13 protein-coding genes are annotated in these 13,789 nt (G+C 34.7%); 10 read left to right on the top strand and 3 right to left on the bottom strand.

Going from position 1 to position 13,789, the window contains the following annotated elements:
* Positions 1 to 16: 16 nt before the first annotated feature.
* Positions 17 to 2,671 (bottom strand): YfhO family protein, encoded by a 2,655-nt coding sequence (locus ACQV2R_RS01265; RefSeq protein WP_428891713.1) that lies wholly within the window; start codon positions 2,669 to 2,671, stop codon positions 17 to 19.
* Between the two features lie 325 nt (positions 2,672 to 2,996).
* Between ACQV2R_RS01265 and ACQV2R_RS01260 the strand changes: the two genes are divergently transcribed.
* From ACQV2R_RS01260 to ACQV2R_RS01230, 7 genes are all read left to right on the top strand, one after another.
* The gene (locus ACQV2R_RS01260; RefSeq protein WP_428873790.1) at positions 2,997 to 4,967 is read left to right on the top strand and encodes a peptidoglycan D,D-transpeptidase FtsI family protein; all 1,971 of its coding nucleotides are present in this window, start codon (positions 2,997 to 2,999) and stop codon (positions 4,965 to 4,967) included.
* Positions 4,968 to 5,048: 81 nt separating this feature from the next.
* Positions 5,049 to 5,525 carry a terminase gpP N-terminus-related DNA-binding protein gene (locus tag ACQV2R_RS01255; protein WP_428873789.1) on the top strand — a complete coding sequence of 159 codons (477 nt, stop codon included), beginning with the start codon at positions 5,049 to 5,051 and terminating at the stop codon, positions 5,523 to 5,525.
* A 14-nt stretch (positions 5,526 to 5,539) separates the two neighbouring features.
* Positions 5,540 to 6,154 (top strand): endolytic transglycosylase MltG, encoded by a 615-nt coding sequence (locus ACQV2R_RS01250; protein ID WP_428873788.1) that lies wholly within the window; start codon positions 5,540 to 5,542, stop codon positions 6,152 to 6,154.
* A gap of 89 nt (positions 6,155 to 6,243) precedes the next feature.
* The gene (gene rpmG / locus ACQV2R_RS01245) at positions 6,244 to 6,396 is read left to right on the top strand and encodes a 50S ribosomal protein L33 (protein ID WP_090290502.1); all 153 of its coding nucleotides are present in this window, start codon (positions 6,244 to 6,246) and stop codon (positions 6,394 to 6,396) included.
* A gap of 122 nt (positions 6,397 to 6,518) precedes the next feature.
* Complete coding sequence (locus ACQV2R_RS01240) at positions 6,519 to 7,202, top strand: rhomboid family intramembrane serine protease (RefSeq protein ID WP_428875812.1); 684 nt, start codon at positions 6,519 to 6,521, stop codon at positions 7,200 to 7,202.
* Positions 7,203 to 7,212: 10 nt separating this feature from the next.
* Positions 7,213 to 8,181 (top strand): ROK family glucokinase, encoded by a 969-nt coding sequence (locus ACQV2R_RS01235; protein WP_428874691.1) that lies wholly within the window; start codon positions 7,213 to 7,215, stop codon positions 8,179 to 8,181.
* Positions 8,181 to 8,579 carry a rhodanese-like domain-containing protein gene (locus tag ACQV2R_RS01230; protein ID WP_428873785.1) on the top strand — a complete coding sequence of 133 codons (399 nt, stop codon included), beginning with the start codon at positions 8,181 to 8,183 and terminating at the stop codon, positions 8,577 to 8,579. Before ACQV2R_RS01235 ends, ACQV2R_RS01230 begins: the two co-directional genes overlap by 1 nt.
* 32 nt (positions 8,580 to 8,611) lie before the next feature.
* Here ACQV2R_RS01230 and ACQV2R_RS01225 read toward each other — a convergent pair whose 3' ends face one another.
* A complete protein-coding gene (locus tag ACQV2R_RS01225) occupies positions 8,612 to 8,743 on the bottom strand; it encodes a hypothetical protein (protein ID WP_428881723.1) in 132 nt (43 codons plus the stop codon).
* Positions 8,744 to 8,884: 141 nt separating this feature from the next.
* Between ACQV2R_RS01225 and gndA the strand changes: the two genes are divergently transcribed.
* Genes gndA through ACQV2R_RS01210 form a run of 3 tightly spaced genes read left to right on the top strand, consistent with a single transcriptional unit; the run spans position 8,885 to position 12,589 of the window.
* Positions 8,885 to 10,330: an NADP-dependent phosphogluconate dehydrogenase gene (gndA, locus tag ACQV2R_RS01220; RefSeq protein ID WP_428874692.1), complete on the top strand. Its 1,446-nt coding sequence runs from the start codon at positions 8,885 to 8,887 to the stop codon at positions 10,328 to 10,330.
* A 59-nt stretch (positions 10,331 to 10,389) separates the two neighbouring features.
* Positions 10,390 to 11,091 (top strand): response regulator transcription factor, encoded by a 702-nt coding sequence (locus ACQV2R_RS01215; RefSeq protein WP_428873782.1) that lies wholly within the window; start codon positions 10,390 to 10,392, stop codon positions 11,089 to 11,091.
* A complete protein-coding gene (locus ACQV2R_RS01210) occupies positions 11,075 to 12,589 on the top strand; it encodes an ATP-binding protein (protein WP_428891712.1) in 1,515 nt (504 codons plus the stop codon). Before ACQV2R_RS01215 ends, ACQV2R_RS01210 begins: the two co-directional genes overlap by 17 nt.
* A 46-nt stretch (positions 12,590 to 12,635) precedes the next feature.
* On the opposite strand, the gene yidC is transcribed toward ACQV2R_RS01210, so the two are convergent.
* Positions 12,636 to 13,592 carry a membrane protein insertase YidC gene (yidC, locus tag ACQV2R_RS01205; RefSeq protein WP_428873780.1) on the bottom strand — a complete coding sequence of 319 codons (957 nt, stop codon included), beginning with the start codon at positions 13,590 to 13,592 and terminating at the stop codon, positions 12,636 to 12,638.
* Positions 13,593 to 13,789 lie beyond the last annotated feature (197 nt).

Below are 13,789 nucleotides of genomic sequence, written 5' to 3'. Positions count from 1 at the left end.
TTTATTATAACATGAATTATTTATTTTTATGGCGAAATTTGTTTTGATCTACTATTAATAAAGCAATAGCTAGAAAGCTAACCAAGCCACCATAATAGATAGAGTCGGGGAAATAAGTCATCTTAATTGTATGTTTACCTTTGGTCATTGGAATAGCCATTAAAGTATCATTTAAAACTGGAAGGGCTTCTACAAACTGATTGTCCACTTTAACATGCCAATAAGGATCATAAGGCAATGTCATCAGCAAATATCCTTCTTCTTGCTCAATATTAATTTGGCCTTCCAAAGTATTTTCTTCAAAAGAAGTAATTTTTAGAGACTTGTTTTTTCTTTTTGTGATTAACTGCTGATAGTTTTTAAGGTTGAATTCATAGAGATTTATAAGGTTGGCTTTAAAAGTGTTTTTCTTTAACTTAACTCTAAGTGAATGTTCTTTACCTGATTTTTTAAAAGCCGCATCCATAATTTGGCGGCTGTTAGTAGGCGAATAAAACTCATAAGGCTTACTATCTAGTATAAGTTCAACTCTGTTGTTAGAAAAATGATTAGGAAAAGTAAAATAAAAGGGATTGTTTGATTCAGTATCAAAGGATAGGGCAAAAGAAGCATCCCTTTTGGGATTTTCTTTTTTGTAGGTATAGAAGTCCCCATCTCCTTTATTGGTCACATTCAGATTTAGATAATCAATTTTTTTGAATTTTTTTTGTTCAAAGAATTGTAGCTTTTCACCGTCAAAGTTCAGCAAGTCTAATAAGATTTCTTGATTTTCAATGGGCTTATATTTTTTAAACTTAGCTTTTATAACCACAGGAGATACTTCCATTCCTAGTCCCAAAACATTCGGATTTTTATAGTAGACATAGCGCTTTTCTTTTTTGAGTTTTTGATGCGCTCGAATATCAAAATCGCTGACTTCTCGATATAAAGCGTAACTTTCAACCGTGGCATACATATTTGTATTGGAGGTGATATCGATGAGGTAGCGAATATTCAAAAAATCATCGGTAAACAGGGTCCCACTGGTGTAATAAATGGAATTACTAGTGTGTGGAATTCCCAAATAACCATACAGTTGGCTAGTAGAAGCCTCTAAGGTTGATCCAAAATGATTGACGCTAGGATAATTAGCGAAAAAGGATTCATTTTTTGTTCGATTAAAGGTCTTATGGATGCGATAGAATTCATTTTCTTTAGGTTGAACAGGGGCAATCATCTCATCCAATAAGGCAATATAATCTTTAAATCGAGAAGGTTGCACATAATGATCATTAGATGACAAAATGAAGTAACCGTTTAGAGTCATATCTCCACATGTTAGAAGGAGTATTAGGAAAAGCAAACCCTTATTGGGCTTGCGATTAAGATAGAAAATAAAACTAATTAAGAGCATGAAGATGAGGCTATAAAAGATTTTTGCATCACTTAAAAAGCTATAATTATCATTCAAAAAATAAAATAAACAAAAGACTGTTAAAGAAAAAACTATGGTGAGTATTTGATAGAGTCTGATCTTATGAACGTATTTATAAGAGCGAATCGCTAAAATTAATAAAAAGAATGAAACTAAGAATGAAAAACGAGAAGGATACCAAATCGGAAATTGACCAAGGTGCCATGCCTTATCTAAATTAGTGAAAGTAAAGGAGGCAAAGTAAAAGACTAATAACATAAAGCTGATTAGTTTTTCTTTCATTCTTATCTTAGCTGAGAGAAAGTATAAGATAAGAAGAACTACCACAGTCATGCCCACATAAAAATTGGCTGAACCGTTGGATAACTGATTAAAATTAAAAGCACCGATAAAGTTTTTGGCCAGTAAATCCATCAAGGAGTGTTCACTTGAACAATCAAAAATAAAATCGAAGGATCCTTTCTTATGAGCATTTTTGCTGCTCAGAGTTGAAATAAAAGTAGGGAGTAAAAAGAGTCCTGACAATCCGGTTGAAAGCAGTGAATATTTTATAAAAGAAAAGTATTGCGAAAAAACTTTTTTGATTGAAAGGTGTTTCTCATCTTCGAAAATGACAAAAAGACTATAACCCATTAAAAAGATCGAAATCATATAAGCTATGTAATAATGACTGATCATTGCAATCGCTAAACTAAAAACATAAAGAAGCGGTTTGTTCTCTTTGAGTAGATAATCTAGACCTAGTGCAATTAGTGGTAACCAGAATAATCCATCTAACCACATGATATTCAGTTGATAGGCCATGGTATAAGACATGAAGGTATAGGCTTGACTAAAAGCTATATTCATGACTGGCTGGATGGTGTATTTTTTTTCAACAAAATAATAAAAACTGGCCGAAATGGCTAGCAGTTTTATGAGGGTTAAAAATAGAATGGCGAAATCTAAATTTTCAGTTTTAAAAAATAGTAAAATCAGATTAAAGGGACTCATTAAATAATACGCCCATAAGCCAATCATCTCACCACCAATTCCTTTTTCAAAAGAATAAAGGAAGAGTCTAGGATTTTCTGTGAGTGCTCGTTGATACAAACTGAAAAAATCGATGTATTGCTGGCTTAAATCAACGGTGAGCAGGGTACGTTCTTGTTGATCTCCTATGGGAATAAATTTCATCAAATAGGCTAACATACTTGCTATTAAGAAGCTAATAAATATATTCACTAAAATAAAATATTTTCTACTTTTAATTTTCACGAAAAAACTCCTTTTTCTTGAAACATTGCTTATCTATCTTAGCAAAAAATAGTGATAAAATCACAAAATAATAAATGTTAATTTATGACTTAACGGATAAAGTTTCAACTTGAGGTATAGTTTGCTATAATAACTTAGACTTTAGAAATAGATTACAGAAAGTATGATGAAGATGCCTAAAAAATTAAATAAAAATAAAAAAAAGAAGCGTTCACATATACCTAGGCGATTAAATCTTTTGTTTTTTACAGCCTTTTTAGCTTTTACAGCCCTTTTTATTCGTCTGGGATATTTGCAACTATATAAAGGAGAAAGTCTTACTAAAATGGTTCAACGAACCGAATCAACCATTTCAACGGGGGCTGTGCCTCGTGGAATGATCTATGATAGCCAAGGTGATGTGATTGTCGGTAATCAACCGGAACGAGCTATTCTCTTTACCAGAGATCGTGCCTCGAGGGTAGATAATGGAGATCTTATTAAAATTGCTACTCAGTTAGCCTCTTTAATTGAATTACCAACTCAAGGAGTTACCGAAAGAGATAAGAAAGATTATTTTATCGTAAATAATATCGACGAAATTCGTAAACGTTTAAATGATGAGGAACTGCTTTTATCAGGCAGTCAGGCTTATGAAGCTCAATTATCAAAAGTTGAAGACGAAGATTTAGAATTTTCGGAAGCCGAATTAAAAATTATTGCCATCTATAAACGTATGGCAGCTGCTTACGAGTTATCGACCGTTACGATAAAAAATAAAAATGTTACCCAAGAAGAAATAGCTAGGGTGAGTGAAAACTTAAGAAACTTACCCGGCATTCAAATTGGGACTGATTGGCAAAGAGTTTATCCTAAAAAGGATATGCTCCGTTCTATCCTAGGACAAGTTTCGACTGAAGAGCGCGGTATTCCAAGAGAAGACGCTAAGGAATTATTGCTTAAAGGTTATGCTATGAATGATCGAATCGGAATTTCTTATTTAGAAAAGCAATATGAATCGATTTTAAAAGGCTCTAAATCAGTTTTTAATATTGTGACAGATGCTAAAGATGATATTCTAAAAAATGATAAAGTCTACGAAGGTTCAAAAGGAAACAATCTGGTATTAACTATCAATACAGATTTTCAAGCTAAGTTAGATGAGATTGTTGAAAGCAGTTTAGTTAATATGGGAGCCGAACAGGGATTAAATGATCGAGTTTATGTGGTAGCCTTAAATCCAAAAAATGGTGAAGTATTAGGTATTTCCGGTAAGAGATATGCTTATGATAAAAAAAATGATACCTATAATCGTGAGCAAATTGTTGATGACGCTTTAGGAGCCATTAACACATCCTACGGTATGGGGTCTAGTGTCAAGCCTGCCATGATCTCAATGGGTTATAAAGAAGGCGTTATTTCTTTAACAGATAATGTAATTGTTGATGAACCATTAAAATTCCAAGCTTCTCAAGAGAAAACATCCCTATTCAATCGAACAGGGCAAATTCCTATTGATGATATGATTGCATTGCAACGTTCTTCAAACATTTACATGATTAAGTTAGCCATGCGTATCGGTGGGCAATACAATTATGAAGAAGAGGGACGATTGAATATTAATCCTCGGACCATCGATATTTTGAGAAGGAACTTTGCTGAATTTGGCTTGGGAACTAAGACTGGTATCGACCTCCCCAATGAATCAACGGGATATACACCTGCTAGTAATATGTTAGTTTCAGCACTTGATTTATCGTATGGTCAATTCGACTTATACACACCGTTACAGATGGCTCAATATGTCTCTACAATAGCTAATAACGGCAAACGTTATTCACCTAGATTGGTTAAAGAAGTTCGCGGAACTGATAAAAACGGTCAATTAGGTGGGATTGTTACCACTATTCCACCAAAGTTAATGAATGTCATTCAAAATGAACCTGCCCAAATGCAAAGAATTCAAGAAGGAATGCGAATGGTTTCCCATACCCAAGAAGGAACTGCTTCATTTTATTTGCAGGATTATCCTTTTCAAGTAGGGTCGAAAACGGGAACGACAGAAGCCTTCTATGCAGGACCTATTCAATATGCAAAAAATGATCCTGTTATAAATGGTACTTACATTGGTTATGCACCCTTTGATGATCCTGAGATAGCTATTAGCGTGATTGTCCCTTACCTTAACCAGTCTTCATACGGTGGTGAAGCCACTCGAATAGCACGGGACGTGTATAATGCTTACTTTGAATTGAAATCAGCCACTAGAGAGACTATTATTGATTATAAGAATAAGAAAAATTTAACTTCGCCTTAATTAGGGTTAAATTTTCAGAAAGATTTATTTAAATCTTCACAAAGGTTTGCTAAACTGAGAAAAAATAGATGAGGTGAAATAATGGATATTTGGATTTTAGTACTGGCTCTATTGGTGCTGGCAATTATTGTCTTGGTGATGTCTTTGTTTACCAAAGACTCTACTGGTAATGCAAGCTTAAATAAAAAGCTTGAAGATCACGCAGAAAAAATCAGACAGTTACAACATTCGATTAATCAACTCAAGGTGGAAGATACTTCCATTGAAAGTGTTGAGGAAGAATTTATGCAGCCTTTAACAGCTCAAGATGTTTATTTTGCACCCAAAGAAGATGCTGAAGAATTTGAAGCAATTGAAGCAGTTGAAGAGCATGAAGCTCTTGAAGTTGCAGAAGAAGTGGTTCAACCGCGTGTCAATTATGATGTCAATGATCGCAATCGCGAAGACATCATTCGTTACTATTCACAAGGTTATACCTTAAAAGAAATTGAAGATGAGGTTGATGAAGAGCTCGTAACCATTCAATACGTGATCGATGAATATATTGAAAACCGCTAGTTAGGAGGTTTAATATGAAAAAAGAAAAATTAAGATCATTAGGGGTGGGGCTTCTAATTGCCAGTTTACTAACGGCTGTTTATGCTACCTTTGTTCAAGGGTATGTGCCAATCGAGGGAGTGACCTTACCTAGCTTACTTGATGGGCAAGAAACCAGGCAATTAAAAGACAAGGTTAAAGAAAGTGAAGCCAGTTTAGAAAAACTAACAGGCGATAATGAAAACTTAAAAAAACAATTAGAAAAAGTGACCACCGATAACGAATCCTTAACAGAAAAGGTTGCTAAACAAAGAGAATCAATTGATTATTTAGAGTCACTGAGAGATGAGAGTGATAATACTGAAGAACAAGATGAATCCATAGATTCTAATGATGAAACTGCAAGTGAAGATAATAACCAAGCTTCTGCTGAAGGAGCCTTTGTAATTCGTCAAGGAGAGAATGCTAGTCAGATTTCTCAGCGATTAGAAACAGAAGGATATATTACCTCCGCTCAAGAGTTTCAAAACCTTATCGAACAATGGCAATTATCTTCATTAATTCAAACAGGCGAATATCAATTGAACTCTGATATGACCATTCATGAAATTGCTAGCCAGTTAACTCATGGAGCTTATTATTATCAATAAAAAACCATAGCTAAATTTTAGAAACAATGGTATAATCTTATAGTGCTGTTCTTGGAAGAGTAAATATTTTTTAGTTTGGAGGGAAAATCATGCGCGTAAACATCAATTTAGAATGTACTGAATGCGGTGAACGTAATTACTTAACTAATAAAAACAAACGTAACAATCCTGATCGTCTGGAAGTTAAAAAGTACTGCCCAAGAGATCGTAAGGTAACATTACACCGTGAAGTTAAAAAATAATTTTTATGAAAGTCTGGGCCATTAATGACCTAGACTTTTTATTTTTAACTGAATTAGGCTCAATAGGAAAAAATAGCTACTTAGTGTATAATGGACTTCAAATTATTAAAGGAGTTTCAAATATGAAAAAGAGACGTATTTTAGCCTTACCCTTCGTTACTTATTCCTTAGTAGCGATCAACTTAATGGTCTTCATTTATATGTTAATAAGATTTCAAACAACAACATCCTTAGAGGCTTTAATAAAAACGGGAGCGAAGTCCAATGAATTAATTCTTTATGGTGGAGAATGGTGGCGATTAATTACACCAAGCTTTATACATATTGGTTTTGAACACTTGCTTTTTAATAACCTTTCTCTTTATTTTATAGGGCAAGACTTAGAAAAAATTCTTGGACACGGACGCTTTTTAATAATTTATTTACTTGCTAGTTTTGGGGGCAATGTATTTTCTTTTGCCTTTAATGACAATGTTTCAGCAGGTGCTTCGACAGGTATTTTCGGCTTGTTTCTAGCTTATATTGTCTTAGCGAAAATGTATCCCAATATGATTGTTTTAAGGCAAAGAGCCATTAATTTTTCACTGTTAATTATTTTGAATGTCATTACTGGTTTTTCTTCTCAAGGGATTGATCAGTGGGGACATTTTGGTGGAGCGGTATACGGTGGTATGACGACCTTAGTCTTAGGTCTAGGTCACCGATTGCATGCCAGTGTTGATAAGAAGATAAGATCAGGGGTTTTTTGGGGAATATTTATTTTGACTGCTCTCTTAATTATGGGTAAAATTTTTAACTATCGCTAGGAGGCTGTATATGAAAAAGATTATCGGCATCGATTTGGGTGGAACGAGTGTTAAAATGGCCATTATTTCACAAAAAGGTCAAATTATTGAAAAATGGTCAATACCAACCATGACTCAAAATAAAGGTCAAAAAATTGTTCCTTCGATTATTGAATCTATTCAAAACAAATTAGAAGAAAGACAAGAAGTAGCAGAAGATTACCTAGGCATTGGAATGGGTAGTCCAGGCACTATTTTAGAAGATGGTTCAGTTAAGGGAGCCTATAATTTAAATTGGGTACACCCTCATCCCGTTAAAAGCCAATTTGAAAGAGCAATCAACCTTCCCTTTATGATCATTAATGATGCTAATTCAGCTGCTCTTGGTGAACTCTGGCAAGGAGCAGGCAAGGGTTGCAGTGATTTAGCAATGTTAACTTTAGGAACAGGAGTTGGAGGAGGAATTATCTGCCAAAATCGTTTGATTAAAGGGGCCTCGGGTTCAGCGGGAGAAATTGGCCATATAACAGTGGACTTTACCGATCGTTTTCCTTGTTCATGTGGTAAAAAGGGATGCTTAGAAGCGATCGCTTCAGCCAAAGGTCTCAATAACTTGGGTCAACTTCTTGCTAAAGATTATCAAGGCCAATCTTCTTTGTACCAAATGTTCCAAGCTAGCCAAGTGGTTGAAGCTGAGGATTTAATGGTAGCAGTAAAAGCTAATGATGACTTTGCTCTGGAAATTTTTGAAAACTTTTCAAAATACATAGGCTTAGCTTGTTCATACTTAGCAAACATTCTCAATCCGCAACAGATTGTTATCGGAGGGGGTATCTCCAAGGCTGGAGACTCCCTTAAGGAATCCATTGAAAAACAATATCAAAAATTTGTTTTTCAACCTATCAAAGATCAAACACAAATAAGCTTAGCTGAATTAGGCAATGACGCCGGAATTTTAGGAGCAGCTTATTTAATTTTAGTAAAAGAAAGTAGGAAATAATGATGAGTATATTTGAACTGTTTTTGTGGATAATTGTAACTGTTCTTTTAGTTTATGGTATTTTCTGGGTAAGCCTTTGGATAATGCGCAAACGATCAGCCCAATTGGTCGCTAGTGGAGAATTAAATGAAATTATTCGCAAAGTCCAAGTGGTTGATGTTCGTGAAGCGGGAGAATTTGATGCACGTCATATTTTAGGAGCTAGAAGTATTCCAATGTCGCAATTTAAAATGCGTTTTAGTGAAATTCGAAAAGATATTCCTGTTTATTTAGTGGATGATAATTATTTTTTAAGTTCAAGAGCTGCTAATATATTAAGAAAGAATGGATATGACCAAGTCTTTATTCTAAAGGGTGGAATGGAAAAATGGTTTGGGAAAACCAAATCGAATCAATAAAAAATGAAGTGGCAGAATCCACTTCATTCCTATTATCCTTTATAATTAAAAAAAGAAATTACGAGACTAAAAATGACACCAGCTAACATGGTAATCACCATAATAATCGAAAAGATTTTTATACGTCGATCGTATTTACTTTTCTTTTTTTTGTTGGCTTTCATTGGCTGGAACCTCCTATCCATTGATAAAAATAGTGTAACGCAAACGCCTATAAAATGCAATTTGTCTTTATTAAGTTAACTTTAATTCAAGTTAAAAGTTTGTTAGAATGAGATAATCATGAAAGTGAAGGAGATAATTAGATGACATTAGCTCAAATTGGTGTAGTTGGAATGGCTGTAATGGGAAAGAATTTAGCGTTAAATATTGAAAGTAGAGGTTATCGTGTAGCAATTTATAATCGCTCACAGTCTAAAACAGAAGCAGCCATAAACGAAAATAAAGATAAAAATTTAGTAGCTAGCTATGACTTGGAATCCTTTGTTCAATCAATTGAAAAGCCTCGTCGTATCTTGTTAATGGTAAAAGCAGGTCAAGCGACTGATTCTACAATCCAATCACTTTTACCTCTTTTAGACCAAGGAGATATTTTAATCGATGGAGGGAATACCTTCTTTAAAGATACTATGAGAAGAGCAGAAACTTTAGCTGACTCTGGCATACATTTTATTGGGATGGGAGTTTCTGGTGGGGAAGAAGGTGCCTTACATGGTCCTGCCTTAATGCCTGGTGGACCAAAAGAAGCCTATGAATTAGTTGAGCCTATCTTAAAAGAAATTGCGGCAAAAGCACCAGCTGATCAAGAACCCTGTGTAGCTTATATGGGAGCAAATGGTGCCGGTCATTATGTTAAAATGGTTCATAATGGTATTGAGTATGGTGATATGCAATTAATTGCCGAATCCTATGCAATCATGGATAAATTATTAGGAATGTCTGCAGATGAGATTGCTCAAGTCTTTGAGGAATGGAACCAAGGAGAATTAAATTCCTATCTAATCGAGATCACCGCCAAGATTCTTAAGGAAAAAGACCCTGAAAGCAAGCGACCAATGGTTGAAATGATTATTGATAAAGCTGGTAATAAAGGGACTGGAAAATGGACCTCGCAATCAGCTTTAGACTTAGGCGTTCCCTTACCTACAATTACAGAATCGGTTTATGCGCGCTTTATCTCTGCTTTAAAAGAAGAACGTGTTAAGGCTTCTCAAATTATTCAAGGACCTTCGCATGATACTTCTAGCTTCCAAAAGGATCGTAAACAGTGGATAGAGAAAATTCGTCAGGCACTTTATTTTTCAAAAATTATGTCCTATGCTCAAGGGTTTGCAGAATATCGCAGCGCTTCCGAAGAATATCAATGGGATTTAAATTATAGCCAAATTGCCCGTGTCTTCCGTGCAGGGTGTATTATTCGTGCGCGCTTTTTGCAAGATATTTCTGATGCTTTTGATCGTAATAGAGAATTAGATAACCTTTTATTAGATAATTTCTTCACTCAAATCACTAATCAGTATCAATCAAGTGTTCGCGAAATTGTTTCTTTATCAGTTCAAGCGGGTGTTGCTGTTCCTGGATTTTCAAGCGCAATTGCTTATTATGACTCGTATCGTAGTGAAGTACTTCCAGCTAATTTAATTCAAGCACAGCGTGATTATTTCGGAGCGCATACTTATGAACGTGTGGATAAAGTTGGCAGCTACCATTTCATTTGGGATGAATCGCGTGAAGAAAGAGTAGACCAATAGTCTAAGACCTTAATAAACGTTAATTGGTTAGTAAGTTAAGTCTATAGGAGGAAGTTCGCATGGTAAAAAATGTAAATCAACGTGTCTTAATTGTTGAAGATGAGAAAAACTTAGCTCGCTTTGTTGAGCTTGAGCTTCAACATGAAGGCTATGAAACAGCTATCTGTTATGATGGGCGCAGTGGTTTGGAAAAGGCCTTAGAAGAAAAGTGGGATGTTATTTTACTTGACCTAATGTTACCTGAATTAAATGGGTTGGAAGTTGTACGCCGTATTCGTCCAGTTAAAGATGTACCTATTATTATTATGACGGCTAGAGATTCTGTCATTGATCGTGTTTCAGGTCTTGACCAAGGAGCAGACGACTACATCGTTAAACCATTTGCCATTGAAGAATTATTAGCCAGACTCAGAGCACTTTTCCGTCGAATCGAGACTGAAGATGAATCAAGAACTCAAAATCAACCTTATCTAAAATTTAGGGACTTAGTGGTTGAAAAATCAAGCCGTATGGTGAAAAGACAAGGTGAGTTAATTGATTTAACTAAAAGAGAATACGAATTATTAGTCTTTTTAATGGAAAATATCAATATGGTTATGCCACGAGATGTCTTATTAGAACAAGTATGGGGCTATAAATCCGAGGTTGAAACTAATGTGGTGGATGTTTATATCCGTTATTTGAGAAATAAAATCGATATTCCAGGAGAAGAATCTTATATTCAAACGGTTCGTGGTACAGGCTATGTCATCAGAAACTAAATCATCTTCTGTCTTTACTTTTAAGAAAGACCAACCCCTTTCGCTTAAATGGAAATGGGGTATTTTCTTATCCTTAGCAATGATTATGCTGTCATTTATTTCACTTTTAATCTATCGCCAGTTAACGATTCAAATGTACGATGAACAATCAAAGGAAAGTCATCAGATGCAATTTGAATTTTTAATTAAGGGGCTATCCGACCAAGATCAGCCTTTCCAAGCTCAACAATTCCTTGACCAAAATGAACAAGATAGTGAGACAAAAGTTAAGTTTTTAATAGATCACTATTCTAACGACCAAACTATCATTCGCCTATATAGTCCCGAACAAAAGTTATTAAATGAAAGTCAGCATTTTCAATATCCTATTGGATCATCTAGTAAAGAGCTTGAAAGGCAAAATATAAAAGGAAAGAATTATCTAATCGGCTCTAGTCGGATTTCGAGTCGTATTAATCAAGAATTATTAGGCATTGTTCAATATATTGTTCTACCTGAGGCAAAAGTAGCGTATGTTCAAAAGTTAAATTATTTTTTGATTCGTTGTTTTCTAATAACGACTTTGATTTCAATATTATGTGGCTTTTTAATCGCTCATTATTTTTTAAGGCCCTTAACTTATGTTATTAACACTTTAGATTTATTAGAAGGAGATACTCTCTCTCAGGTTCGTGTTGTTCGACCGCGAACTAATGATGAGTGGAGCGATTTAAGTTTACATGTTAATAAACTGCTCGATAAGATTGAGCTTTATGTAAAGGGTCAAAAACAGTTTGTGGAAGATGTTTCGCACGAATTAAGAACGCCGGTAGCGATTGTTGAAGGACATTTAAAGATGCTAAATCGCTGGGGTAAGGAAGATCAGCAGGTTTTAGATGAATCTATTTCTGCTTCGCTGCAAGAAATTACACGAATGAAGGAATTAGTCCAAGAAATGTTAGACCTTTCAAGAGCAGACCATGTAGACGTGGATTACAAAGACGAAGTAACCGAAATCACCACTGCAGCTTCTCTAGTCCACCATAATTTTGAAATTTTATATCCAAACTTTCATTTTTATTTAGATAATGAGAAAAGTAAAAATGTTTATGTCAATATTTATCATCATCACTTTGAACAGATCTTAGTAATATTACTTGATAACGCTGTGAAATATTCGACAGATCGTCCGGAGATACATATTTCAGTCAGTCAAACCATGAATAAGGTTGAAATTGCTGTCCAAGATTTTGGAGAAGGAATGACAGCAGAAGATAAAGAGCGTGTTTTTTCAAGGTTTTACCGAGTGGATAAAGCACGAGCGCGTGCCAAAGGTGGTAATGGCTTAGGGTTAAGTATCGCTAAACAATTAGTAGAAGGCTACCACGGAAAAATTCGGGTGGAGTCTGTCTATCAAAGAGGATCGATCTTCTATGTTGAGTTTCCGATTTTAACGGACCAACACTTAATTTATAAAAGTGAAAGGATTGCCAAAGAACTTGCTAAAGAAGAAAAATAAAACGAGCCTCAGCACAATAATGTGGTGAGGCTCATTTTATGTAGATTTATTTATTCTTTCTTTGCTTTCCAGCATTTCTAGCTTTTGGATTTTTAACCGGCACAATACGGTCAGCATTTACTTTTTCTAATTGTTTTTTCGTTTGTCTCGCTTTTTTCTGTCGCTTTACTCGCGGCATATTTTGATACTTTTTGACTTTTTCATCAATATCTTTTTGAATTTTTGGTCGTGCAACCTGATTCATATAGAATTGTTGAGCTAAAGTGAAAAGAGAACCAGTGAAGAAATATAGTCCGATTCCCGCGTTAGAAATATAAGTGAAATAACCTAACATAATTGGGTTCATATACATCATTGATTGTTGCATTTGATTGGCTTGAGGATTATCGGAAACGGGTGTAGCTGTTCCTTTTTGCATTAACCAACTAGATAAGAAGGTAGTTGCTGCAACTAAACCAACTAATAGTAAACTCTTTCCACCCAAGTGAATACCTAAGAAAGAGGACTCTGCAATTTTATCGGATGTACGAACCGCTGTATAAACAGCTGAAATAATTGGCATTTGAATTAATAATGGTAAACAGCCAGAAACGTTCGATAACATGTTAATGTCATATTTTCCGTAAACTTGCATTAACTCTTGTTGCAGAGCAGCTTTTTCTTGTGGATTATCTGTTCCTTTCATTTCTTCTTGAATTTCTGCAATTTCAGGTTGGGCATATTTCATTTTAGCTGAGCTTTCCATTGATGATTTAGTCATCTTATAAGTCGATGGAAGCATAAACAAACGAGTGATTAGGGTAACTATCATGATTGCAATCCCATAAGAACCGCCAAAAATATCTGCTAAAAAGTCTAAGAAGTTAGCAGTTGGTACTCCTAAATATTCATAGATAGGTCCAGTTGGGTTACCCGATGCATCATAGCGAATACAGCCTGTTGCTATCAATGAAACCATCGAGATAAGAAAAATTAACTTCCAATATTTTTTTATAAATTTCATTTTTCACGCTCCATCTAATTGATATAATTAACGATATATTATTTTGTGTTATTTTACAACAAATACAATGACTTGATACATTCTAAGCTAAAATTTGTGGTTTATCAAGTTAGTAATCATATAAAAGAGCATTTCTAGAAGTTGAATTTTAATTAGTATAAGCCTTTAATAAACTTAGAAATACGATAATTTGTTCG

This window comes from Facklamia sp. P12937, from assembly GCF_050409505.1.
In the GTDB taxonomy this organism is placed as follows: Bacteria; Bacillota; Bacilli; order Lactobacillales; family Aerococcaceae; genus Facklamia.
Note: the sequence above shows the minus strand (reverse complement) of the source record. Positions and strands in the feature narration are given on the sequence as shown.